A 23,144-nucleotide genomic window follows, 5' to 3' on the forward strand; every position below is an offset into this window, starting at 1 on the left:
GGCGCGGACCCGGTTTGCCCTGGTCTTGGCTGACGCTTGCGCGCGGCGTCCGTCGCCCCCGTCCCTCGCCCCGCCGGGGCGGGGGAGCGGCATGCGCGGGGAGCCGGTCACAGCGAGCGCTGGACCACCTCCACGCGATAGCACTCGATCACGTCGCCGGCGCGCATGTCCTGGTAGTTCTCGAACGACATGCCGCAATCCTGGCCCGCATGCACCGTGTTCACCGCGTCCTTGAAGCGGTTGAGCGTGGCGAGCTTGCCTTCGTGGATCACCACGTTGTCGCGGATCAGGCGCACGTGCTGGCCGCGTTCCACGATGCCGTCGGTGACCTGGCAGCCGGCCACCTTGCCCACCTTGGAGACCAGGAAGATCTCCTTGATGAGGGCGTTGCCCAGCATGGTCTCGCGGTTGATGGGCGCGAGCAGGCCGCTCATCGCCTTCTTCACGTCATCCACGAGGTCGTAGATGATGTTGTAGTAGCGGATCTCGATGCCCGCCCGCTCGGCCGCGTCGCGCGCCTCCTTGTTGGCGCGCACGTTGAAGGCGATGATCGCGGCGCCGGAGGTCTCCGCCAGCGTCACGTCGCTCTCGTTGATGCCGCCCGCGCCGGAATGGATGATGCGGGCCTGCACCTCGTCGTTGCCGACCTTCTCCAGCGCGCCGATGATGGCTTCCACCGAGCCCGACACGTCGGCCTTGATGATGAGGGGGAATTCCTTCCGCCCCGAGGCCTTCACCTGGCTCATCATCTGCTCCAGCGAGCCGCGGATGATGGCGGAGCGGGCCGCCGCCTTCTCGCGCTTCTGACGCTGGCGGTAATCGGTGATCTCGCGGGCGCGCGCCTCGTTCTCCACCACGGCGAGGCGGTCGCCCGCTTCCGGGGTGCCGTTGAAGCCCAGGACTTCCACCGGGAAGGAGGGGCCCGCCGCGTCCACATTGGCGCCGGTGTCCGAGATGAGGGCGCGCACGCGGCCCCATTCGGCGCCGGCGACGACGATGTCGCCGACGTGCAGCGTGCCGCGCTGGACCAGGACAGTGGCCACCGGGCCCCGGCCGCGATCGAGCTTGGCTTCCACCACCGTGCCTTCGGCATCGCGGTCGGGATTGGCGCGCAAATCGAGCAGTTCCGACTGGAGCGCGATCGCCTCGAGCAGCTTGTCGAGGTTGGTGTGCGCCTTGGCGGAGACCTCGACCTCGAGCGTCTCGCCGCCCAGGGACTCCACCTGCACCTCGTGCTGGAGCAGCTCGGTGCGCACCCGCTCGGGCTTGGCGTCGGGCTTGTCGATCTTGTTGATGGCGACGATCAGCGGCACCTTGGCGGCGCGGGCGTGGTTGATGGCCTCGATGGTCTGCGGCATCACGCCGTCGTCCGCCGCCACCACCAGCACCACGATGTCCGTCACCTTGGCGCCGCGGGCGCGCATGGCGGTGAAGGCGGCATGGCCGGGGGTGTCGATGAAGGTGATCTTGCTGCCCGAGGGCGCCGTCACCTGATAGGCGCCGATGTGCTGGGTGATGCCGCCGGCCTCGCCGGACACCACGTTGGCCTTGCGGATGGCGTCCAGGAGCGAGGTCTTGCCGTGGTCGACATGGCCCATGATGGTCACGACGGCCGGTCGCGGCAGCAGGGTCTCGGGCGCGTCCGGGGTGTCGAACAGGCCTTCCTCGACGTCCGACTCGGACACGCGGCGGACGGTGTGGCCGAGGTCCTCGGCGATGAGCTCGGCGGTGTCGGCGTCGATCACGTCGGTGATCTTCACCATCTGCCCCTGCTTCATCAGCATGCGGATCACGTCCACCGCCCGCTCCGACATGCGGTTGGCGAGCTCCTGGATGGTGATGGTCTCGGGCAGGATCACCTCGCGGGCGATCTTTTCCTTGCTCTCCTGCTGCCGGTGCCCGGTCATGCGCTGGGTGCGGCGGCGGAACGAGGCGACCGAACGCTGGCGCTCCTCCTCCCCCGACTGGGCGGTGACGAGCGTGAGACGGCCGCGCTGCTTCTCCTGGCCGGCGGGGGCGCGGGGCACCTTCACCGGGGGAGCCGGGCGCACGCCGGGACCGCGCCGAACGGTGCGGCGCTCCTCCTCCTCCCCTTCGGTCGCGGGCGCGGCGGTGCCGGCCGGACGCGGGGTGAGCGGGCGCGCGGCGGGGGTCGCGGTGCCGCCCGCCGGGCGGGCACCCTGCTCCTCGCCGAAGCGCTTGCGCGCCTCCTGCTCGGCGCGACGCTTGCTCTCGTCCTCGTGGGCGCGGCGGCTTTCCTCCTCGCGCTTGCGCGTCTCGGCGGCTTCGCGCTCGGCGCGCTCGATCCGGTCGCGCTCGGCGCGGCGCCGGGCCTCGTCCTCGGCGATGCGGCGCTCGTCCGCCATGCGCCGCTCTTCCACTTCGCGCACGCGGGCGTCGGCGAGCGCGCTGGCGCGGGCGTTGCGCTCCTCGTCGGTCAAAGTGCGCAGCACCACGCCGGAGCCGCCGGGACGCGGCTGGCCGGAGCGGCCCGCGGGGCCGCCGGAGCGGCGTTCCTGGCCGCCGGCGCCCTGGCGGGCGGCCGGTCCGGAACCCTGGCCGGTGCCTTGGCCGGGACGGGCGGAGCCGCCGGCCGCGCGCTGGGGCGCGGCGCCGGCGCGGGGGGGCGCGCTGCGCACGGCAGGCGATGCCTCGGACCGGGCCGGGGTCGGCGCGGCCTTGGGAGCGGCGGCCGGAGTCTCACCGGCGGCGCGGGCCGGGGCGGCCGGCGCCGGCGCGGCGGGGGATGGGACGTCCGCGGCCGGAGCCGGGGTGGCCGCCACTGGAGCCTTGGCCGGGGCCGGCGCGGCGGGGGCCGGCTTGGGCGCCTTCGCCTCCACCGGCGGGGCGGGCGGGGCGGGCGTCGCCGGTGCGGCCGGGACGGGCGCGGCAGATGCGGGAGCCGGAGCCTTGGGCGCGGCAGCCGGGGCCGGGGCCGGGGCCGGGGCGGGCGCCGGGGCGGGACGCGCGGGCGCCGCCGGCGGCGCGGAATGGCCCGCCTCGCCGGGCGCAATGACGCGGCGCTTCACCTTCTCCACCACCACCGCCTTCGAGCGGCCGTGGCTGAAGCTCTGACGCACCGTACCCTGCTCCACCGGGCGCTTGAGGGTCAGCGTCTTTCCGGGGGCGGGATGGAGCGTCTTGTCGCCGGGGGTCTTCGTATCGTTCATTCCGTATCCGTTCCTTGCATCCGGTCGGGGGAAGCGCCTGCGTTCAGGCCATGCCCCTCCGGCGCGCCGTCGGACGTTCCAGTCCGCCAGCGCTCGAGCCTTCGGCAGCGCGCGAGAAATCCCGCGGTCGTCGGATGCGCGAGCAGCGCCGCATGTACCACATTTGACCGCCCCAACGCCAAGTCCAATTCGATGCCGGGAAAGCAATCGACGACCTGGACCCGGGGGGCACCCTGGGCCTCCGCCTGCCGGACGCGCGCGTCCAGCTTGCGCACCCCGTCGGGGCGCGCGTCGGAGGCATGGAGAAGCACGAGCACGCTGCCGCCGGCGAGCGCCTCTTCCACCTTCGCGTTTCCCGTGACCACCCGCCCCGCTTTGTTGGCGAGGCTGAGGGCCGCGCGGGCGTCACGCGACAGGAGATCCTCGACCAGATCGGGCAGGCCCGGCTCCACCTGGCCCTTGCCCTTGAAGGCGCGGCCGAACGCCTTGCGCTTCAGCGCCGCCTCGAGCGCGGACCGCGTGCCGCTCACCCAGGCGCCACGGCCCGGCAGGCGGCGGGACAGGTCAGGGACGACCTTGCCATCCGGCCCCACCACGAAGCGCAGCATCTCGCCCACCGGCGTCACCGCGCGCGTGGCGAGGCACAGGCGCGCGAGCGGCGCGCGCGCAGCGGCAAGGCTGCGCGGCCCCTCGTCCGTCTCCTCGTCCAACGCGCTTGCGAGCACCGTGGGTCATCTCCTTCTCTCAGGCCGTGGTGTCGGGGGCGGCCTCCTCGGCCTCCTCCGCACCTGCGGTGACGAGGTCCTCGGCGCTGATCCAGCCGGCGGCGACGCGTGCCTGCATGATCAGGCTCTCGGCGTCCTCGCGGGTGAACTCGAAGCCGTCGAGCGCGCCGGCATGGCGGATGGTCTCGCCGTCCTTGCGCTCGCTCCAGCCGATCAGATCGTCGGTGGCGCAGCCGGCCAGGTCCTCGACGCTCTTGATGTCGTTCTCGCCGAACGCCACCAGCATCTTGGAGGTGACGCCGGGCACGTCCTTCAGCTCGTCCGCGACGCCCAGCTCCTTGCGGCGGGCGTCGAGCGCCTCCTCCACCTCGGCGAGGTGCTTCTGCGCGCGCGCCTGGAGCTCGGTGGCGGTGTCCTCGTCGAAGCCCTCAATGGAGGCGAGCTCGGACACCGGCACATAAGCGATCTCCTCCACCGAGGCGAAGCCCTCGGAGGTGAGCAGCTGGCCCATCATCTCGTCGAGGTCCAGCGCCTCGGCGAACATCTTGGTGCGCTCGGCAAATTCCTTCTGGCGCCGCTCGCTCTCCTCCTGCTCGGTGAGGATGTCGATGTCCCAGCCGGTGAGCTGGGAGGCGAGGCGCACGTTCTGGCCGCGGCGGCCGATGGCGAGCGAGAGCTGCGCGTCGGGCACCACCACCTCGATGCGCTCGCGGTCCTCGTCGAGCACCACCTTCACCACCTCGGCGGGGGCGAGGGCGTTGACGATGAAGGTGGCGATGTCCGGGTTCCAGGGGATGATGTCGATCTTCTCGCCCTGCAGCTCGTTCACCACCGCCTGCACGCGCGAGCCGCGCATGCCGACGCAGGCGCCGACCGGGTCGACCGACTGGTCGCGCGAGATCACGGCGATCTTGGCGCGCGAGCCGGGATCGCGGGCCACCGCCTTGATCTCGACGATGCCGTCATAGATCTCGGGCACTTCCTGGGCGAACAGCTTCGCCATGAATTGCGGATGGGTGCGCGAGAGGAAGATCTGCGGGCCGCGCGGCTCGCGGCGCACGTCGTAGATGTAGGCGCGGATGCGGTCGCCGGTCTTCACCATCTCGCGCGGCAGCAATTCGTCGCGGCGCAGGATGCCTTCGCCCCGGCCGAGGTCCACCACCACGTTGCCGTACTCGACGCGCTTGACGAGGCCGTTGACGATGTCGCCGATGCGGTCCTTGTACTCGTCGTACTGCCGGTCGCGCTCGGCCTCGCGCACCTTCTGCACGATCACCTGCTTGGCCGACTGCGCGGCGATGCGGCCGAAGTCGAAGGGCGGCAGGGTGTCGGCGATGGTGTCGCCCACCTGGGCCGCGGGATTGTGTCGGCGGGCGCCGTCCAGCGTGATCTCGGTGGCGGTGTTCTCCACCTCGTCCACCACCAGCAGGTGGCGCGCGAGGCGCAACTCGCCGGTCTTCGGGTTGATGTCCGCGTGGATGTCCGTCTCCTGGCCGTAGCGCGAGCGCGCGGCCTTGGCGATGGCGTCCTCCATGGCGGCGATGACGATCGACCGATCGATGGACTTCTCACGCGCGACCGCCTCGGCGATCTGCAGCAGTTCCAGCCGGTTTGCGCTGACGGCGACCATCAGTGCGTCTCCTTCACAGTGGCCTTGGGGGCCGCGACGTCGTCTTCTTCGGCGAAGGGCGACTTCTTGGCCTTGGATTTCTTCGCGTGCGCCTTCTTGCCGGTGCGGCTGGCCTTGGCCTTCTTGCCGACGACCTTGCCGGTGAGGCCCCGATTGGCGCTCGGGTGATGGCGCGGCGCGGCGGGCGCCTCGTCCGGCGCCGCCGGCGTGTCGGCGTCCTCGCCTTGCTCGCCATCGGTTTCGTCGAGGAAGGCCTCCGCCTCCTCGTCGATGCCCTGGCCGGCGGCCTTGGCGGCGCGCAGCGCCTCGCGGATCAAAGCGTCGGTGAGGACCAGCTTGGCCTCCTGGATGTCACCCACCGGCAGGCGCACGGTCGGCTCCTCGTCCGCGCCGGCGTCGAGCCGTCGCACGATGGCATCGGCGCCCTCGGCGCCGATGAGGATGCCGCGGAAGCGCTTGCGGCGGTCCACCGGGACCGCCATCTCGACCTTCACCTCGTGCCCGGCCCAGCGGACGAAATCGGACAGCCGCACCAGCGGCCGGTCGATGCCGGGGGAGGACAGCTCCAGGCGATAGGCGCCATGGATCGGGTCCTCCACGTCGAGCACCGGCGAGAGGGCGCGGGAGGCGGCCTCGCAATCGTCGATGGTCATGGTGCCGTCGGGCCGCTCGGCCATGATCTGCACCGTGCCGCCGTCGCGGTTCGAGACCTTCACGCGCACCAGCCGGTAGCCCAGAGCGCCGAGCACGCCGGAGGCGATGGACGCGACTCGGGCCGAGACGCCGGTCTCGGTGATGAGGCGCGGCTCGTCGGCGGCGGCGGTCAGGGTCGTCAGGTCGGTCATGTCCCTCCGGGACCTTCAGGCGTTCGTTCGGGTTCGCAAATCTCGGGCCGCCGGGGCGTGTGGTCCGTGGCGGCGTCGCCAGCGTCGCCTGGGAGATGTCCGGGTTCCGCAAATGCGGATATGCCGAAAGGAGCGGGTCCCGGCCGGGACCCACTCTCATCACCTTCGACTGCGATGGCTCTGAGGTATCCCTCATCAGGGACGGCGCTAATATAACCGCAAACTCGGATCGTGCAAGCGTGGCCGCCGCCAGCGCGTCGGACCCCGGCGCAGGGCGCCGGCCCGGGCCGGCGCCGGCCTGCGTCCCCCGGTTGAGCTCGGCCTGCGCCGCCCGCCCTATTTGCGCCAAACATCGCCTCTCTAAAGCGCGCCCTCCGGACGCCGCGCTGCGCGTCCCGATCGCCGGGCCACCTCCCGCGGGCGCCATGTCGCCGCCCGGGAACCCCCGCCACTCCCCCCGAGATCCGAAGGATGTCCCATAAGAATGATGGTTTTCCCGCGTAGTCTTTTTGCCGTCTTCCTCATTGTCGCCGCCTCGGGCACGGCCTTCGCCGGCCCCAAGGCCAAAGCCCCCCGCCAGAAGGCCGCCAGCCAGGAGGCCGCGAGCACGAGCCTTGCCTGCCTGCCCGGCGAGCTTCGCAGCGCGCTCGCGGACGTCGAGCGCAAATTCGGCCCGGTGACGGTGCTCTCCACCCACCGGCCCGGCGCCGTGGTGGCCGGCACCGGCCGGCCGAGCCAGCACCGCGACTGCCGCGCCGTGGACTTCCGCCCCTCCCGCAACCGCGGCGCCATCATCGCCTTCCTGCGCAAGGACCCGCGCGTGCAGGGCCTCGGCATCTACCGTTCCGGCCACATCCACATGGATGCCGGACCCTATCGCGTGACGTGGAACAAGTGACCGGCGTCCCACGTCCGCGATGAGCGGGCCGCCCCGCGCCTGCGCGTCGCCGATCCCCCTCGGCGTCCGGCGGGGACGATCCCTGGCCGCGTGCGGCCACAGGATCAGACCGGCGGCCGCGTCCGCCGCCGGGGCGGCCCGCGCTCGTCTTCCCGAGTGCCTCAGGCGAGGGCGTCCAGCTCCTCGTCGGAGAGCGCGCCGGGCACGATGGTGATGGGCACGGGAAAGCGCGCCGCATGCGCGGTGACCAGGCTCGTCACCAGCGGTCCCGGCCCCTCGCTGCCGGTGCCGGCGGCGAGCACCAGGATGGCGAGGTCGCGGTCCTCGGCGATGAGCGAGAAGATCGCCTCCGACTTCGAGCCTTCGCGGATCACCTGCTCGGCCTCGATGCCGGCCACCTGGCGCGCCCGCGCGGCGAATTTCTGAAGCCGCGCCTCCATCTGCTCCTGCGCCTCGGCGCGCATCAGGTCGCCGACGCCGAGCCATTGCTGGCGCACGCCCTCGAGCTCCAGCACGCCCAGCAGCACCAGGGCGCCCTCGGTGCCGGCGGCGCGGCGGCTCGAATAATAGACCGCGCGGTCGCACTCGGGCGTGTCGTCCACCACCACCAGGAACTTGCGGCGGTGCCCCGGCTCGAAGCTGAGGCGCTTGGGGTTCGGGTTCGCGGCGGTGGGGTTCATTCTGGCGCTCCTGCCTGGTCCCGCGCGCCGGCCGGCGCGGTGCCGCGGCCGATGGTGCCACGCCGCGCCCGGGAGGGAGAGACAAAAATGCCGCCGCCGCGGCGCGCGCCGCGGCGTGTTCAGAAATGCCGCCGGATGGGGTAGAGGGAGGGCGGCGCTCCGCGCCGCACATGCCCAGGAGGACGCCCTTGAAGAGCCTGACCCTTGCCGCCGCGCGGACCATCCTCGACGCGGCCCATGCCCATGCGAAGGCGCATTCCATGAAGCCGCTCGCCATCTGCGTCCTCGATGGGCGCGGCACGCTCAAGAGCTTCCTGGCCGACGACGGCACCAGCCTGGGACGCGCCGACATCGCCCGCGGCAAGGCCAACGGCGCGCTCGCCCTCGGCATGGGCTCGCGGGCGCTGTTCAAGCGCGCCCAGGACCAGCCCTATTTCGTCGCCGCGGCGACCAGCGCCATCGGCGGCTCGCTGATCCCGGTGCCGGGCGGCGTGCTGATCCGCAACGAGGACGGGACGGTGATCGGCGCGGTGGGCATCTCCGGCGACACCTCGGACAATGACGAGGCCTGCGCCGTGGCCGGCATCACCGCCGCCGGCCTCAGCGCCGATCCCGGCGAGAGCTGAGGCGCGGCCGGCGGCAGGGCACCCCTGCCGCCGGCGGCCTTGCGCGCAAGCCGCGCTCAGACGATCTGCGCCGCCTCCTCGAAGGCGAGGCGGGGCAGGCGCTCCATCACCTTGGTGTGATCGCCGTGGCCGAGCGCCGCGATGAAGTTGGTCTTCACGGTGCCGCCGGGGAAGAACTCCGCATCCACCTTCGCCGCGTCGAAGCCCGACATGGGCCCAACATCGAGGCCGAGCGCCCGCGCGGCGATGATGAGATAGGCGCCCTGGAGCGACGAGTTGCGGAATGCGTGGGGCTCCACCATGCCGGGATTGTTCACGAACAGGTCGCGGAAGCCCGGATTGTGCGGGAACACCTGCGGGATCTTGTCGTAAAACGCGGTGTCGTAGCCGATGATCGCGATCACCGGGGCCGCGAGCGCCTTGCGGTTGCCCTCCGCCAGTGCCGGGGCGAGGCGCGCTTTGGCGGCGGCCGAGCGCACGAACACGAAGCGCGCCGGCTGGGTGTTGGCCGAGGTGGGGCCGTATTTCACGAGGTCGTAGAGCGCCTTGATCTCGGCGTCGCTGACCGGCGCGTCGGTCCAGCCATTGTGGGACCGGGCGGCGAGAAAGATCGTGTCGAGCGCGGCCCGGTCGAGGACCGGCTTGGCCGAGGGCTCAAGGGTGGCAGGCTGAACGGTGGCGGTCATCTGGATGTCCCCGCTGCTGGACGGCCCTCATGCGGGGCCGATCGCTGATGCTTCGGAGCTAGGTCTTCGTCTCTGCAAGCGCAACGCGCAGGCCTGCAAGAGGCGATTGCAGAAACGCACTGACCATTGGTAAGTCGCTCCCATCGATCACCGACGCTGATCGAACCGCGCCTGCAATTGATGAGAAATACGCGCGGATGGCCGCTAAGGTGCCCCCGCCTGCGCCAGTCGCGGGTGACCCACCTTCGAGTTCGCTTATGCCAGCCCCCGTTCCGCCCGAGCCGCAGCGCGATGGATCGCCTGCGATGGACCCCTGTCTTGCCCGCGTGCGCGAGCACGTGCTCGCGCTGCCCGAGAGCGGCATCGTCGAGGTGATGAATTACGGCCTCGCCCGCGGCGGGGTGATCCCGCTCTGGGCCGGCGAGGGCGACCTGCCGACGCCGGCCTTCATCCGCCACGCCGCGGCCCGCTCCCTCGAAGCCGGGGAGACCTTTTACACCTGGCAGCGCGGGCTGCCGGAGCTGCGCGCCGCGCTCGCGCGCTACATCGCCCGCCTGTACGGCGTCGCCGAGGAGCCGGAGCGTTTCTTCGTCACCGGCTCGGGCATGCAGGCGATCCAGGTCGCCTTCGCCATGGCGCTCGGCCCGGGCGAGGAGCTGCTCCTGCCCTCGCCGACCTGGCCCAATGCGGCGGCGGCGGCGCTCAAGATCGGCGCAGTGCCGGTGCCGGTGCCGTTCGATTATGGCCCGTCCGGCTTCACCTTCGACCATGGGCGGCTGGAGCGGGCGGTCACCCCGCGCACCCGCGCCATCTTCGTCAACACGCCGGCCAACCCCACCGGCTTCGTCGCCTCCCATGCGGACCTCAGGGCCATCCTCGCCCTCGCGCGGCGCCACGGATTGTGGATCGTCGCCGACGAGATCTACGGCCGCTTTTATTACGGCGAGGGGGAGCGCGCGCCGTCCTTCCGCGACGTGATGGACCCGGACGACCACATCCTGTTCGTGCAGACCTTCTCCAAGAACTGGGCCATGACCGGCTGGCGCATCGGCTGGCTGGAGGCGCCGCCGGCGCTCGGACAGGTGGTCGAGAACCTGATCCAATATTCCACCTCCGGCGTCGCCGCCTTCATGCAGCGCGGCGCGATCGCCGCCTTGGAGGACGGCGAGCCCTTCGTCGCCGAGCAGGTGGCGCGGGCCAAAGCCGGGCGCGACCTCGTCTGCGCGGCGCTCGCCGCCACGAAGCGGGTGGAGCTCGTGCCCCCCGCCGGCGCCTTCTATCTGTTCTTCGGCGTGACCGGGGAGACCGACGTGCGCCGCCTCGCGCTCCGGCTCGCGGACGAGGCGCAGGTGGGCCTTGCGCCCGGCACCGCCTTCGGCCCCGGCGGGGAGGGCTTCCTGCGCCTGTGCTTCGCGCGCGGCGAGGCCCAGCTGAGGGAGGTGACCCGGCGGCTTTCGGGCTGGCTCGCCGGCGCGCGGCGGGAGGCTCCGTGAGGCCGGAGGACAGCAGAGGCCGGCGCGCGCGGGCGAGCCTGCTCACGCTGGCCGCGGGCGGGCTCGGCGGCTTCGCCTTCCATCTCCTCGGTTTGCCCGCCGCCTGGATCTCCGGCGCGCTGCTGCTGACGCTGGCGCTCGCGCTGGCGCAGGTGGAGGTGCAGGTGCCGAAGCCGATCGAGATCGCGTCCTACATCGTGCTGGGCACCTCCATGGGCACCGCGCTCACCCCCGATCTGGTGGCGCAGGCGGTCACCTGGCCCATCAGCATGGCCTTCCTCACCGTGAGCGTGTTCTGCACCATGGCCGGGTCGATGCTGTATTTCCGCTACCTTGCCCGCTGGTCGCTGGAGACCGCCTTCTATGCCTCCGCCCCCGGCGCATTCTCGGCCGTGGTGGGCATGGCGGCGGAGAGCGGGGCGGACCTGAGGCGCGTCGCCTTCGCCCAGACGGTGCGGCTGTTCCTGCTGGTGGCCGCGCTGCCGAACATCCTCGGCGCCACCGGCCTCACCACGGCGCAGGTGGCCGCGCCCGCGCAGCGCGGCGGCGTAATGGAGGTGGCGCTGCTGCTGCTGGCGGGCACCGTCTGCGGCCTCCTCGCCGGGCGGGTTCGCATGCCGGGCGGCGTCATCGTCGGCGCGCTGCTGGCGAGCGCCGGCCTGCACCTTGCCGGCCTGTCCACCGCCACCCTGCCGCCGGCGCTGCTGGTGCCCGCCTTCGTGGTGCTGGGCTGCAATGTGGGCGTGCGATTCCGCGGCACGAGCCTGCGCACGGTGCGGGAGATGACGGTGGTCTCTGTCGTCGCGTTCGTGGTGGCGGCCTCGATTTCGGCGGTGTTCGCGCTGATCGCGGCCGTGGTGACCAGGGACGATCCGGGCAAGCTGCTGACCGCCTTCGCGCCGGGGGCGCTGGAGGCGATGACGGCGCTCGGCTTCGCGCTCGGCTACGATCCCGCCTTCATGAGCGCGCACCATCTGTTCCGCTTCGCCGGGCTTTCGGTGGCGCTGCCGCTGGTGGCGCGGCTGCTGTTCGCGGTCGGCAAGGGGCGCTGAGGCGGCGCCGCGCGCCGGATTTTCCCCATGGCCAGGATTGTCGTTTCGCGCCATAAGCATGGAGTGCGCGCAGGAGCTCGACGATGCATCTGTTGGACGACGTCGCCCTTCTTTTCGGCCGGCTGTTCATGGCCGCGCTGTTTCTGCCTTCCGGCATCCAGAAGGCCACCAACCTGTCGGGCATCACCGGCATGCTCGCGGGCAAGGACCTGCCCTATCCGGGTACGCTCGCGCTCCTGGCGGTGATCGCCGAGATTGCGGGGCCGATCGCCCTGATCCTGGGCATCGCCTCGCGGCTCACGGCGATCCTGCTGATCGGCTTTGTCGTCGTGGCGACGCTGACCGCGCACGCTTACTGGCTGATGCCCGACGCCGCCGCCCAGGCGACCCAGAAGATCCAGTTCTTCAAGAACCTCGCCATCGTCGGCGGGCTGCTGTGCTATTTCGCGAGCGGACCCGGCGCCATCTCGCTCGAGCGCAACTCCGGCGCCCGCGCCTGAGCATCGGCGCCGGAGCGGCGGCGTATCGGGTCCGGCAAGGGGTGCGGGCTCAGCCGTAGCGGTGCAGTCCCGCCCCGTTGTGGCGCAGCCAGGCCTCCGCCTCGGCCCGGCGGGGGAAGATGCTCTCCACCAGGCGCCAGTAGCGCGGGCCGTGGTTCATCTCCAGCCGATGGGCCACTTCGTGCGCCGCAAGGTAATCCAGCACCAGGGGCGGCGCCATGATGAGGCGCCAGGAAAAGGACAGGTCTCCCTTCGCCGAGCAGGAGCCCCAGCGGCTCGCCGTGTCGCGCAGGGTGATGCGGCCCACCTCGACCTTGAGCGCCGCCGCATGCCGGCGCACCGCCTGCGTGAGTTCGGCGCGCGCCTCCCGCTTGAGATGGTCGCGCACCCGGCGGGCGATGTGCGGGGCTTCCCCGGCGACGCACAAGGTGGGCTGGCCGCCGCGCGCCGGCCCCGTCCAGACCGTGCCGCGCAGATCGGGCCGGTGGACGATGAGGCGCGGCTCGCCGCGCACCGGCACGATGGCATCCGGCTCGAACGGCACCATCTCCGGCAATCGGACGAGGCGCACGCGCACCCACTCGCGGTGGCGCTGGACGAAGTCCCGCGCTGCGGCGAGCGGCACGTGGGGCGGGGCGGTGAGCGTGACGTCCCGCGCCACGGCGCGCACCCGAAGGGTGAGTCGTTGGGCTTTGGGGTGTCTGCGTACCGCCACAGCCAGGGGCTCTCCGTCGAGCATCAGCTCGATGGATTCGATGCCGCCCCGTGGCGGCGCCTTTCGATCCTGGCGGCGGAACAGCATGGCGATGGTTCAGGAGATGCTTTCGGTAGCATCTTCACCAAAAATCGCGTTGCCCGCTACCCCTACGTGGAGGCGATCCGGGGATAAAGCGGCGTGACGTTCACCGGGAAGCCGAACACGTCCGGCTCGGGAGGCGTGTTGCCCTGCGGCTCCGGCGCGGCCCGGGCCGGGAGGGATTGGCGTACCGCCCCGGCCGGCAGCTCCTGGGACAGGATGAAGTCGGAGATGCGCGGCGCGATCTCGGAGCGGAACCGCGAGCCGTTGAACACGCCGTAATGGCCGACCCCCGGCTGCTCCCAATGCGCGCGCTTGTCGTCCGGAATGCGCGGGCACAGCCGGTGGGCCGCCTTGGTCTGGCCGATGCCGGAAATGTCGTCCTTCTCGCCCTCCACCGTCATCAGCGCGACGCGTTGCACCGCGGTGGGATCCACGCGCTGGGAATGGTGCATCATCTCGCCCTTGGGCAGAGCGTGGGTGATGAACACGTTCTCCACGGTGTCGAGGTAGAAGTCGGCGGTGAGGTCCATCACCGCCAGATACTCGTCGTAGAAGTCACGGTGCTTCTCGGCCGAATCGCCGTCGCCTTCCACCAGATGGCGGAACAGGTCCCAATGGGCCTGCAGGTGACGGTCGAGATTCATGCTCATAAAGCCGTTGAGCTGGAGGAAGCCGGGATAGACTTCCCTGAGCGCGCCCGCATGGGGCCATGGCACCTGGGTGATGACGTTGCGCCGGAACCACTCGATGCCGCGGTCTTGCGCCATCGCGTTGACGGCGGTGGGCGCCTCGCGGGTATCGATGGGCCCGCCCATGAGGATCATGGACTTGGGAACATAAGGGTCCTCGTCCTGCTCCATGCGCGCGACCGCCATCAGCACCGGCACCGCCGGCTGGCATACCGCCATCACATGGCAGTCCCCGCCGAGGCGGTGGAAGATGGAGATCAGATAGTCCACATAGTCGGAGAGGTCGAAACGGCCGTCGGCCAGCGGCACCATCTTGGCGTCCACCCAGTCCGTCACGTAGACGTCGTGGGTGGGCAGCATGGCCTCAACCGTGCCGCGCAGGAGCGTCGCATAATGCCCCGAGACCGGAGCCACCACGAGCAGGCGCGGCTGCGGACGGCGCGGAGGATGGTCGAAGGCGCGCTCGAAATGCAGCAGGTTGCAGAACGGCCGTTTCCACACCGTGTTGGTGTGGACCGGCACCTTCACCCCGCCCACGCTGGTGTGGGTGATACCCCAGTCGGGCTTGCCGTAGCGGCGGGTGGTGCGCTCGAACAGTTCGCAGGCGGCCGCCATCGACTTGCCGATCGTCGTGTGCGAAACCGGATTGATGGGGTTCTTCAGGAACATCCGGCTCGCGTCCGCCATGGCGCGCGAGGGATTGAGCGCCGCGTGGCCCATCTCATAGAGCCAATAGAGCGGCGTCGACATGCCCAAATCGATTTGGGCCGGGAGCTTCGTCGCGCCGGTGAATTCACCGATGGCCATAGTCCAACCTTTCGATTTTGGGTCGAGGACCCTCCCGCGGGTCCCGGTCTGGGTCAATGCCGACGAAAGGACGGGGGTTCATATCAATGTCTAGATATGTCCCCGATGTCACAGTGCAAGCTACCGGGATATGGGATCGGAGGTAATAAAGGATGATTCCCGCGTTTGTCGCGTCCCACCACGGCCGGTCGGTCGGGCTCCGCCTCGACACCCTGATCAGGCTGCGCTGGCTCGCGGTGGCCGGCCAGACGGTCGCCCTCGTGGTGGTGAACCTGATTCTGGGCTTCGAATTGCCCATCGTTCCCTGCCTTGCGGCGGTGTCCCTGTCGGTGCTCCTGAATGTCGTCCTGCGGGTGAAGTACCCGCTTGCCCGGCGGCTCGGAGACGGCGCGGCGGGGCCGCTTCTCGCCTATGACGTGCTTCAGCTCACCGCCCTCCTGTATCTCACGGGAGGGCTTAAGAATCCGTTCGTCCTGCTCTATCTGGCCCCGGTCATGATCTCGGCCACCGGCCTGTCCTGGGGCACCACCGTGCTGCTCGGCGCGCTGGCGGTGGCCTGCGCCGGGGCGGTCGGCCTCCATGCCTGGCCGCTGCCGTGGGGCGGACCCGACGCGCCGGTGCTGCCGGACCTCTATCTTGCCGGCATCTGGGTCTCGCTCACGGTCGCGGTGGGCTTCATCGGCCTGCATTCCTGGCGCGTGGCGGAAGAGGCGCGCGAGCTCGGCGACGCGCTCGCCGCCACCGAGCTGGTGCTGGCGCGCGAGCAGCACCTGTCCGCCATCGACGGCCTCGCCGCCGCCGCGGCCCACGAGCTCGGCACGCCGCTCTCCACGATCGCTTTGGTGGTCAAGGAGATGGAGCGCTCCATGAAGCCGGACGATCCCCACGCCGAGGACGTGGCGCTCTTGCGCGACCAGGCGAAACGCTGCCGCGACATCCTCCAGACGCTCACCTCGCTCGGCTCCGGCGATGCGCCCTTCGACCGCATGCCGCTGCGGCTCCTGCTGGAGGAGGTGGTGGAGCCGCACCGCAATTTCGGCATCGCCATCGCCGTCACGGTGCCGGACGATCCGGACGCGCCGGTGATCGCCCGCAATCCCGGCCTCATCTACGGGCTCGGCAACCTGGTCGAGAATGCGGTGGACTTCGCCGCCGGGCGGGTCGACATCCGGGCCCAGTGGAGCCCCTCGGGCCTGGAGATCATCCTGCTGGACGACGGGCCGGGCTTCGCCCCCGAGGTGATCGCCCGCATTGGCCAGCCTTATGTCACCTCCCGCGCCCGCGACCGGCAGGACCCGGACGGGGAGAGCGGCCTCGGCCTCGGCTTCTTCATCGCCAAGACGCTCCTGGAGCGCACCGGGGCCTCGCTGACCTTCGCCAACCGGACGCCGCCGGAGACCGGCGCGCTCATCACCGTGTCCTGGCCGCGCGCCGCGCTGGCCATAGAAGTGGATAGAAGCGCGACAGATCGCCGCGCTTCGAGCTATTCTACGTCCAAAGAAGCGTAAAAGTCGGTCGAAATTGACGGTATGCCAGAGCCTTGGCGAACGGCTCGCAAATTCGAGGATTGAGCGATGAACGATTTGACGCCCCCCGAGGTGGGAGATGAGCGGTCGGTCCTGATCGTCGATGACGACCGCCCGTTCCTCCAGCGCCTTGCGCGGGCCATGGAGGCACGGGGTTTCGCCGTCGCCACCGCCGAGACCGTGGCCGAGGGCCTCGCCCGGGTGGAGGCAGCCGCGCCCGCTTACGCCGTGGTGGACATGCGGCTCGGCGACGGCACCGGCCTCGACGTGATCTCGGCGCTGAAGAAGCACCGGCCCGGCGCCCGCGCCATCGTGCTCACCGGCTACGGCAACATCGCCACCGCCGTCACTGCGGTGAAGCTCGGCGCGGTGGATTATCTCGCCAAGCCCGCGGACGCCGACGACGTGGTGGCGGCCCTGTTCGCCACCGGCGACCACAAGCCGATCCCGCCGGAGAACCCCATGTCGGCCGACCGGGTGCGGTGGGAGCACATCCAGCGGGTCTACGAACTGTGCGGGCGCAACGTGTCGGAGACCGCGCGGCGGCTCTCCATGCACCGCCGCACGCTGCAGCGCATCCTCGCGAAGCGCGCGCCGCGCTGAGCGGCGGCGGCTGATCCGGGGTGCCCGGCCTCCCGTAACGGAAGACGAGGCCCACGCCGGGCCGCCGAATCCGGGAGCTTCGCCATGCGCGCCCTTCTCGCCGGCCTGCTGCTCCTCGCCGGGCCTCTGCCGCCCGCCGTCTTCCCGGGGCCGGCCGCCGCTGCCAGCCTCGACAGCTATCACTGGCGGGCCCGGCCGGTGGTGGTGGTCGCGCCGTCCACCGCCGATGCGCGCTATGCCGAGCAGGCGGCGCGCCTTGCCGCCGACCGGGCCGGCCTCGCCGAGCGCGACATGGTGGTGCTGACGGTGACCGGGGCGGACGATCCGCTGCGGCGCCGGCTGGACGTTCCCAGCGACGGCTTCCGGGTGCTCCTGGTGGGCAAGGATGGGCATGTGGCCGGGCGCTGGAGCGCGCCGGTCGATCCTTCGACCCTGTTCGCGCTGATCGACCGAATGCCCATGCGCCGGGACGAGATGCGGCGCCGCGCGCCCTGAGGCGCGGACCCGGCGGCGCCCTCCGGTCCCTGGCCCGCGGGCGTCCCGGCGCCCCGGCCGAACTGCGCCCTCACAGGCTGTAGCGCGCGAGGTCGGGATCGTAGAGCGCGGCGAGGCGCGAGGCCGCCGTGTGGGCGAAGCGGAGCATCAGCGCCTTGCGCGTCGCCGCGGCGAGCGGGTGGAGGGGGGCCTCGCGCAGCAGCTCCGCGCCGAAGGCGTCCGCCACCAGGAGCCCGGTCTCCCCGGGCAGGATCTCGGCCGGGAAATCGAGCGGCACCGCGAACAGCAGCCGGTCGCAGAAGGCTCGGTATTCCGGCCACTTCTGGTCGGTGCGGAAGTCCTGCACCGAGGACTTGATCTCGATGATGGACACCTCGCCCCGCCCGTCCACGGCGAGGATGTCGGCGCGCCGGCCCGACACCAGGCAGAATTCGGTGACCCCCACCAGCCCGCGCGCCGCCAGGTGGCGCAGCACGCCGCGCTGCACCGCCCGCGCGGTCAGCGACTGGCGCCCGTCCTCGCGCGGCTGCGGCGCCGCCGGCCTCACGGACGGCTCTCCAAGGCGGCCTGCGGCGCCGGCAAGGCACGCACCGCCGGCGCCTGCGCGCGCTTGATGGCCGCGTTGAGCTCGCCGCCGAACACGAAGATGGACGCGGTCAGGTACAAGAACACCAAGGCGATCATCACCGAGGCGAGGCCGGCATAGGTGGTCACGTAATTGGCGGGAAATTCGGAGAGGTAGAAGCCGAACGCCGCCGCCCCCACGAGCCAGAGCGCCAGCGTCACCAGCACGCCCGGCGCCACCTCCCGCAGCGAGCGGCGTCCCGCCGGCAGCCACAGATGGGCCACCAGCAGGGCGATCACCAGGATCAGGCCGGTGAGGCCGAAGCGCGCCAGGGTCACCATGCGCGAGAGTGGCGCGAGCTGCGGCAGCTGCGCCACCGCCGTCTGCCACAGCAGCGGCCCGAGCACCACCAGGAAGGACAAAGCCAGCATCGACACCGCCGCCAGCAGCACGTAGCCGATGGATTCCAGGCGCAGCCAGTACCAGGCGCGCTCCTCGCGCACCCCATAGGCGCGGTTGAGGCCGATCCTCAGGCTCTCGATGCCGTTGGACGAGAAGTAGATGGCGAGCACCACGCCGTAGGTCAGAACGTCCGTGCGCACCTGGTTCACGACGTTGTAGATCTCCCGCGAGATCGGCTCGGCCACCTTGTGCGGCCAGGTCTCGAGGATCAGCTGGATGGTCTCGGCGGCGAGCGGGCGCAGATCGAGGAAGCCCGCCAGCGCCGTGACGAAGATCAGGAACGGGAACAGCGACATGAGCGCGGACAGCGCGATGTGGCTCGCGATCGCCCAGCCGTCGTCGGCGGAGAAGGTCCAGATCGCGTCGATGACGATCCGGATCGTGTCGATCACCGCTCGGTAGGCGCGCCGCAGCATCCTTGGGTCCCCTTGGCCTTCCGTCAGATCGTGCCTTCGCCGGCGTATGGCAAGCGCGCTCGCGCGCGTTGGGGCGCCCGGCCCACACTTTCGCGATTCGCCGCGGCGGGAAAATGCTCTAAAGGGAGGCGGGGCAGGGGGCCGGGGGCGGCAAGCGCAAGCAGCAGTGGAGGAAACGTGCGGCCCGTCGTGTTCTTCGCCCTCGTGGTCGGTGCCGCGGTGGCGATTTTGTTCACCGTTTTCCCGCAATGGGACCTCGCGATCAGCGAACGCTTCTGGGACGTGGGGCGCCGCGCCTTCACGCTCGCCGGCGCCCCCTGGGCGCGGAGCGCCCGCACGCTCGCCAACTGGATTCCCTGGCTGTTCGCCGCGCCCGCCTTCGTCGCCATCGTCCTGAAGCTGCTGTTCCCGTGGGGGCGCATGTTCATGAGCGCGCGCGCCGCGGTGTTCCTCGCCGCCACCATGGCGCTCGGGCCGGGCCTGGTGGTGAACGGCATCCTCAAGGAGGAATGGGGCCGCCCGCGCCCGGTGCATGTGGAGGCGTTCGGCGGCAAGGACGCCTACCAGCCCTGGTTCCGGACCGACGGCACCTGCCCCGGCAATTGCTCCTTCGTCTCGGGGGAAGGGGCGCTCGGCTTCTGGCTCACCGCGCCGGCGAGCCTCGTGCCCGGCGCCGCGGGGGCCGCCGCCATGGTGGCGGCCGTCGCCTTCGCCGCCACCGCCGGCGGGCTGCGCATCGCCTTCGGCGGGCACTTCTTCACCGACGTGGTGTTTTCCGGCGTGATCGTGGTGCTGATCGTGGTGGGGATGCGCCTGCTGCTCTACGACCGGAAGGGTGCGCCGACCGATTTCCGGGTGGAGCATGCCATCGGCCGGCTGGGCTATGCGCTCCACGCCATGGTGCGCGGGGTGGCGCGGGCCTTGGCCAGGCTCGCAAGGAGCACCTTTGTCGCCTTGCGCGGCCTGATCGGGCGCCACTTGCCAGGGCGCGGCGCCGGCCTATAGTCCGCGCCGACTTTCCCCACGACAATTCCGAGAGACGTGATGGCGCGTGACGTGAAGAAGGTGGTGCTCGCTTATTCGGGCGGGCTCGACACCTCGGTGATCCTCAAATGGCTCCAGACCACCTATGGCTGCGAGGTCATCACCTTCACCGCCGATCTCGGCCAGGGCGAGGAGCTGGAGCCGGCGCGCAAGAAGGCGCAGCTGCTCGGCATCAAGGACGAGAACATCTTCATCGAGGACGTGCGCGAGGAGTTCGTCGCCGACTACGTCTTCCCCATGTTCCGCGCCAACGCGGTCTATGAGGGCCTCTATCTGCTCGGCACCTCCATCGCCCGCCCGCTGATCGCCAAGAAGCAGATCGAGATCGCGCGGAGAATGGGCGCCGACGCGGTGGCCCACGGCGCCACCGGCAAGGGCAACGACCAGGTGCGCTTCGAGCTCGCTTATTACGCGCTGGAGCCGGACATCACCGTGATCGCTCCCTGGCGCGAATGGGACCTTACCTCGCGCACCCGGCTGCTGGAGTTCGCCGAGGCGCACCAGATCCCGATCGCCAAGGACAAGCGCGGCGAGGCGCCGTTCTCGGTGGATGCCAACCTTCTGCACTCCTCCTCCGAGGGCAAGGTGCTGGAGGATCCGGCCGAAGACGCGCCGGACTACGTCTACCAGCGCACCATCTCGCCCGAGGAGGCACCGGACGAGGCGAGCCTCATCACCATCGCCTTCGACAAGGGCGACGCGGTGGCGATCGACGGCGAGGCGCTTTCGCCCGCCCGCCTGCTGACCCGCCTCAACGAACTGGGCAGGGAGAACGGCATCGGCCGGCTCGACCTCGTCGAGAACCGCTTCGTCGGCATGAAGAGCCGCGGCATCTACGAGACCCCCGGCGGCACCATCCTGCTGGTCGCCCATCGCGGCATCGAGAGCATCACGCTCGACCGCGGCGCGGCGCACCTCAAGGACGAGCTGATGCCGCGCTATGCGGAGCTGATCTATAACGGCTTCTGGTTCTCGCCCGAGCGCGAGATGCTGCAGGCCGCCATCGACCACTCCCAGGCCTTCGTCACCGGCGAGGTGACGGTGAAGCTCTACAAGGGCAACGCCACCGTGGTCGGCCGCAAGAGCCCCTATTCGCTCTACAATCAGGAGCTGGTCACGTTCGAGGAAGGCGCCGTCGCCTACGACCACCGCGACGCCGCCGGCTTCATCAAGCTCAACGCGCTGCGCCTGCGCACCTTGGGCAGCCGCGCGCGCAAGATCTCCGAATAGGAAAAGCGGGCGGGGGCTGCGGCGTCCGGACCGACGGTCCGCGGAAATGATGGGGCCCCGGCGCTCGCGCGCCGGGGCCCTTCTCGTTCCCCTCTTTTTGAACGCGAGCGGGGCGGCCGGGGCCGCCCCGCGGCAACTCACGAGTGGTAGGCGCGCTCGCCGTGCTCGTTGATGTCGAGGCCCTCGCGCTCCACGTCGGTCGTGGGACGCAGGCCGACGATGACCGAGATGATGAACAAGATCACAGCCGTGCCGACCCCCGACCAGACGAGGGTGATGAGCACCGCCTTCACCTGCGCGGTCACCTGGGTGACCATGTCGTAGGCGCCGACCGCGGCGGCGGTGTAGTCGTAGACGCCCGTGCCGCCCCATTCCGGATTCACAAGGAAGCCGGTGGCGATGGCGCCGACGATGCCGCCGATGCAGTGCACGCCGAACACGTCAAGGGCATCGTCATAGCCCAGCGCGTTCTTGATGGAGGTGCAGAACACGAAGCAGATCGGGCTGACGATGAGGCCGAGGATCAGCGAGCCCATCACGCCGGCGAAGCCCGAGGGCGGCGTGACGGCCACGAGGCCGGCGACGATGCCCGAGGCGAGGCCCAGCATGGAGGGCTTACCCTTCACCAGCCATTCCACGATCATCCACGACAGGGCCGCGGCGCAGGTGGCGATGAAGGTGTTCATCATGGCGAGCGTGGTGAGGCCGTTGGCTTCGAGGTTCGAGCCCGCGTTGAAGCCGAACCAGCCGACCCACAGCAGGGAGGCGCCGACCATGGTGAAGGTCAAGGAGTGGGGCGAGAGGGCCTCCTTGCCATAGCCGAGGCGCTTGCCGACGATGAGGCAGGCCACGAGACCGGCGATGCCGGCATTGATGTGCACCACGGTGCCGCCCGCGAAGTCGATGGCGCCGAGGGAGAAGATGTAGCCCGAATCGGCGAGCACGCCGTCGAGGGTGGTCTGGGCAGCGGCCTTGGCCGTGCCGTCAGCCGCGGCGGCGAGCGCCTTGGCGGCGGTGTCGATGGCGTCCGGGCCGGCCCAGTACCAGACCATGTGGGCGATGGGGAAGTACACGAACGTGACCCACAGCGGCACGAACAGGACCACAGCGGAGAACTTCGTGCGCTCGGCGAACGCGCCGAAGATGAGCGCCGGGGTGATCATGGCGAAGGTCATCTGGAAGGCGATGTAGACGAACTCGGGAATGGCCACGCCCACCGAGAAGGTGGCCGCGAGCGATTCCAGCGTCACGCCGTTCAGGAATGCCTTGGCGAAACCGCCGATGAAGGGCGAGCCGCCGGTGAAGGCGAGCGAATAGCCGTACAGCACCCAGATGAGGCCCACGATGCAGACGCAATAGGCCACCTGCATCAGGACCGAGAGCATGTTCTTGGCGCGCACGAGGCCGCCATAGAACAGAGCGAGGCCGGGGACCGACATCATGAGGACGAGCAAGCTTGCCGTCATCATCCAGGCGGTATCGCCCTTGTTCACCGTCGGCGCGGCAGCGGCAGCGGCAGCCGCCTCGGGCGCCGCGGTCTGGGCGAGCGCTGGCAATGCGATCGCCGCCGCGGCAAGGAGCGCGGGAAGCCCCGCGCGGGTCCACGTCTTGAACGTCATGGAAGGAAGCTCCGTGAAATGAGGATGGGTCAAAGGGCGTCGGCGTCGGTCTCGCCGGTGCGGATGCGCACGGCGTGATCGATCGGGAAGACGAAGATCTTTCCGTCGCCGATCTGTCCGGTCTTGGCGGAGGCGGTGATCGCCTCGACCACCTTGGCGACCTGATCGGCCGCAACCGCCACCTCGACCTTGAGCTTCGGCAGGAAGCTCACGGCGTATTCGGCGCCGCGATAGATCTCGGTGTGGCCCTTCTGACGCCCGTAACCCTTCACCTCGGTCACGGTCAGTCCGTGGACGCCGATACCGGTGAGGGCATCGCGCACCTCCTCCAGCTTGAAAGGCTTGATGATGGCCATGACGATCTTCATGGATCGGTCCCTGTCCCCTGATGCCCGCCACGGCCGATCGACCGGGCGGTAGTTTTCTCGCGGCTTGGCCGAGCGGGTCGGGGCGATCCTCGCCGCGGCCCAAGCCTGGGCCAAAGGGAATCAAGGACCGTGCCAAATGGCCCCGAAGGGCGCCGGGGCTGCTTATTTTCTCGCCACGGCCCATTGGCGAGTCATGGACGCCTCATGGCCGCCGCT

At 70.5% G+C, this 23,144-nt stretch carries 22 protein-coding genes; 10 read left to right on the forward strand and 12 right to left on the reverse strand.

Annotated elements, in window-relative coordinates; all coding sequences use genetic code 11:
* Positions 1 to 107 precede the first annotated feature (107 nt).
* The 4 genes from infB to rimP are packed head-to-tail and all read right to left on the reverse strand — an operon-like array spanning position 108 to position 6,370.
* The gene (infB, locus tag ABLE88_RS18630; RefSeq protein ID WP_348833198.1) at positions 108 to 3,170 is read right to left on the reverse strand and encodes a translation initiation factor IF-2; all 3,063 of its coding nucleotides are present in this window, start codon (positions 3,168 to 3,170) and stop codon (positions 108 to 110) included.
* Positions 3,167 to 3,895, reverse strand: a complete 729-nt coding sequence (locus tag ABLE88_RS18635; RefSeq protein WP_348833199.1) for an RNA-binding protein — start codon at positions 3,893 to 3,895, stop codon at positions 3,167 to 3,169. The genes infB and ABLE88_RS18635 overlap by 4 nt, the downstream gene beginning before the upstream one ends.
* A 19-nt stretch (positions 3,896 to 3,914) precedes the next feature.
* Positions 3,915 to 5,525, reverse strand: coding sequence for a transcription termination factor NusA (gene nusA / locus ABLE88_RS18640; RefSeq protein ID WP_348833200.1), 1,611 nt, complete (start codon positions 5,523 to 5,525; stop codon positions 3,915 to 3,917).
* Positions 5,525 to 6,370: a ribosome maturation factor RimP gene (gene rimP, locus ABLE88_RS18645; RefSeq protein WP_348833201.1), complete on the reverse strand. Its 846-nt coding sequence runs from the start codon at positions 6,368 to 6,370 to the stop codon at positions 5,525 to 5,527. Before rimP ends, nusA begins: the two co-directional genes overlap by 1 nt.
* A 484-nt stretch (positions 6,371 to 6,854) precedes the next feature.
* On the opposite strand from rimP, the gene ABLE88_RS18650 reads away from it, so the two are divergent.
* Positions 6,855 to 7,268, forward strand: a complete 414-nt coding sequence (locus ABLE88_RS18650; protein ID WP_348833202.1) for a D-Ala-D-Ala carboxypeptidase family metallohydrolase — start codon at positions 6,855 to 6,857, stop codon at positions 7,266 to 7,268.
* A 161-nt stretch (positions 7,269 to 7,429) separates the two neighbouring features.
* Here the strand turns inward: ABLE88_RS18650 and ABLE88_RS18655 are convergent, their stop codons facing one another.
* Complete coding sequence (locus ABLE88_RS18655) at positions 7,430 to 7,948, reverse strand: universal stress protein (protein WP_348833203.1); 519 nt, start codon at positions 7,946 to 7,948, stop codon at positions 7,430 to 7,432.
* Between the two features lie 188 nt (positions 7,949 to 8,136).
* Between ABLE88_RS18655 and ABLE88_RS18660 the strand changes: the two genes are divergently transcribed.
* Positions 8,137 to 8,574, forward strand: coding sequence for a GlcG/HbpS family heme-binding protein (locus ABLE88_RS18660; protein WP_348833204.1), 438 nt, complete (start codon positions 8,137 to 8,139; stop codon positions 8,572 to 8,574).
* Positions 8,575 to 8,630: 56 nt separating this feature from the next.
* Here the strand turns inward: ABLE88_RS18660 and ABLE88_RS18665 are convergent, their stop codons facing one another.
* Entirely contained in the window at positions 8,631 to 9,260 is a 630-nt protein-coding gene (locus ABLE88_RS18665) for a malonic semialdehyde reductase (RefSeq protein WP_348833205.1), read from the reverse strand.
* 305 nt (positions 9,261 to 9,565) lie between these two features.
* On the opposite strand from ABLE88_RS18665, the gene ABLE88_RS18670 reads away from it, so the two are divergent.
* The 3 genes from ABLE88_RS18670 (at position 9,566) to ABLE88_RS18680 (ending at position 12,305) form a co-directional block, all read left to right on the forward strand.
* On the forward strand, positions 9,566 to 10,753 hold the full coding sequence (locus ABLE88_RS18670) for a pyridoxal phosphate-dependent aminotransferase (RefSeq protein ID WP_348833206.1): 1,188 nt from the start codon (positions 9,566 to 9,568) through the stop codon (positions 10,751 to 10,753).
* Entirely contained in the window at positions 10,750 to 11,805 is a 1,056-nt protein-coding gene (locus tag ABLE88_RS18675) for an AbrB family protein (protein ID WP_348833207.1), read from the forward strand. The genes ABLE88_RS18670 and ABLE88_RS18675 overlap by 4 nt, the downstream gene beginning before the upstream one ends.
* A gap of 83 nt (positions 11,806 to 11,888) precedes the next feature.
* Complete coding sequence (locus tag ABLE88_RS18680; protein WP_348833208.1) at positions 11,889 to 12,305, forward strand: DoxX family protein; 417 nt, start codon at positions 11,889 to 11,891, stop codon at positions 12,303 to 12,305.
* A gap of 49 nt (positions 12,306 to 12,354) precedes the next feature.
* Here ABLE88_RS18680 and ABLE88_RS18685 read toward each other — a convergent pair whose 3' ends face one another.
* Together ABLE88_RS18685 and ABLE88_RS18690 are read right to left on the reverse strand one after the other, a co-directional pair.
* Positions 12,355 to 13,107: a M48 family metallopeptidase gene (locus tag ABLE88_RS18685; RefSeq protein WP_348833209.1), complete on the reverse strand. Its 753-nt coding sequence runs from the start codon at positions 13,105 to 13,107 to the stop codon at positions 12,355 to 12,357.
* Between the two features lie 62 nt (positions 13,108 to 13,169).
* Entirely contained in the window at positions 13,170 to 14,600 is a 1,431-nt protein-coding gene (locus ABLE88_RS18690; RefSeq protein ID WP_348833210.1) for a polyhydroxyalkanoate depolymerase, read from the reverse strand.
* Between the two features lie 152 nt (positions 14,601 to 14,752).
* On the opposite strand from ABLE88_RS18690, the gene ABLE88_RS18695 reads away from it, so the two are divergent.
* From ABLE88_RS18695 to ABLE88_RS18705, 3 genes are all read left to right on the forward strand, one after another.
* Positions 14,753 to 16,108: an ActS/PrrB/RegB family redox-sensitive histidine kinase gene (locus tag ABLE88_RS18695; protein WP_348833211.1), complete on the forward strand. Its 1,356-nt coding sequence runs from the start codon at positions 14,753 to 14,755 to the stop codon at positions 16,106 to 16,108.
* A 66-nt stretch (positions 16,109 to 16,174) separates the two neighbouring features.
* Positions 16,175 to 16,729, forward strand: a complete 555-nt coding sequence (locus ABLE88_RS18700) for an ActR/PrrA/RegA family redox response regulator transcription factor (protein WP_348833212.1) — start codon at positions 16,175 to 16,177, stop codon at positions 16,727 to 16,729.
* An 84-nt stretch (positions 16,730 to 16,813) separates the two neighbouring features.
* The gene (locus tag ABLE88_RS18705) at positions 16,814 to 17,224 is read left to right on the forward strand and encodes a DUF4174 domain-containing protein (RefSeq protein WP_348833213.1); all 411 of its coding nucleotides are present in this window, start codon (positions 16,814 to 16,816) and stop codon (positions 17,222 to 17,224) included.
* A gap of 70 nt (positions 17,225 to 17,294) precedes the next feature.
* Here ABLE88_RS18705 and ABLE88_RS18710 read toward each other — a convergent pair whose 3' ends face one another.
* Both ABLE88_RS18710 and ABLE88_RS18715 read right to left on the reverse strand, forming a co-directional pair.
* A complete protein-coding gene (locus ABLE88_RS18710; protein ID WP_348833214.1) occupies positions 17,295 to 17,771 on the reverse strand; it encodes an MmcB family DNA repair protein in 477 nt (158 codons plus the stop codon).
* On the reverse strand, positions 17,768 to 18,667 hold the full coding sequence (locus ABLE88_RS18715) for a YihY/virulence factor BrkB family protein (RefSeq protein ID WP_348833215.1): 900 nt from the start codon (positions 18,665 to 18,667) through the stop codon (positions 17,768 to 17,770). The genes ABLE88_RS18710 and ABLE88_RS18715 overlap by 4 nt, the downstream gene beginning before the upstream one ends.
* 177 nt (positions 18,668 to 18,844) lie before the next feature.
* On the opposite strand from ABLE88_RS18715, the gene ABLE88_RS18720 reads away from it, so the two are divergent.
* Positions 18,845 to 19,672: a phosphatase PAP2 family protein gene (locus ABLE88_RS18720; protein ID WP_348833216.1), complete on the forward strand. Its 828-nt coding sequence runs from the start codon at positions 18,845 to 18,847 to the stop codon at positions 19,670 to 19,672.
* A gap of 39 nt (positions 19,673 to 19,711) precedes the next feature.
* Positions 19,712 to 20,941: an argininosuccinate synthase gene (locus tag ABLE88_RS18725; RefSeq protein WP_348833217.1), complete on the forward strand. Its 1,230-nt coding sequence runs from the start codon at positions 19,712 to 19,714 to the stop codon at positions 20,939 to 20,941.
* A gap of 137 nt (positions 20,942 to 21,078) precedes the next feature.
* On the opposite strand, the gene ABLE88_RS18730 is transcribed toward ABLE88_RS18725, so the two are convergent.
* Positions 21,079 to 22,560: an ammonium transporter gene (locus tag ABLE88_RS18730; RefSeq protein ID WP_348833218.1), complete on the reverse strand. Its 1,482-nt coding sequence runs from the start codon at positions 22,558 to 22,560 to the stop codon at positions 21,079 to 21,081.
* Positions 22,561 to 22,589: 29 nt separating this feature from the next.
* Positions 22,590 to 22,928: a P-II family nitrogen regulator gene (locus tag ABLE88_RS18735; RefSeq protein ID WP_121624088.1), complete on the reverse strand. Its 339-nt coding sequence runs from the start codon at positions 22,926 to 22,928 to the stop codon at positions 22,590 to 22,592.
* Between the last annotated feature and the right edge of the window lie 216 nt (positions 22,929 to 23,144).

Origin of the sequence: Xanthobacter luteus (assembly GCF_040049235.1) — a bacterium.
GTDB lineage: Bacteria > Pseudomonadota > Alphaproteobacteria > Rhizobiales > Xanthobacteraceae > Xanthobacter.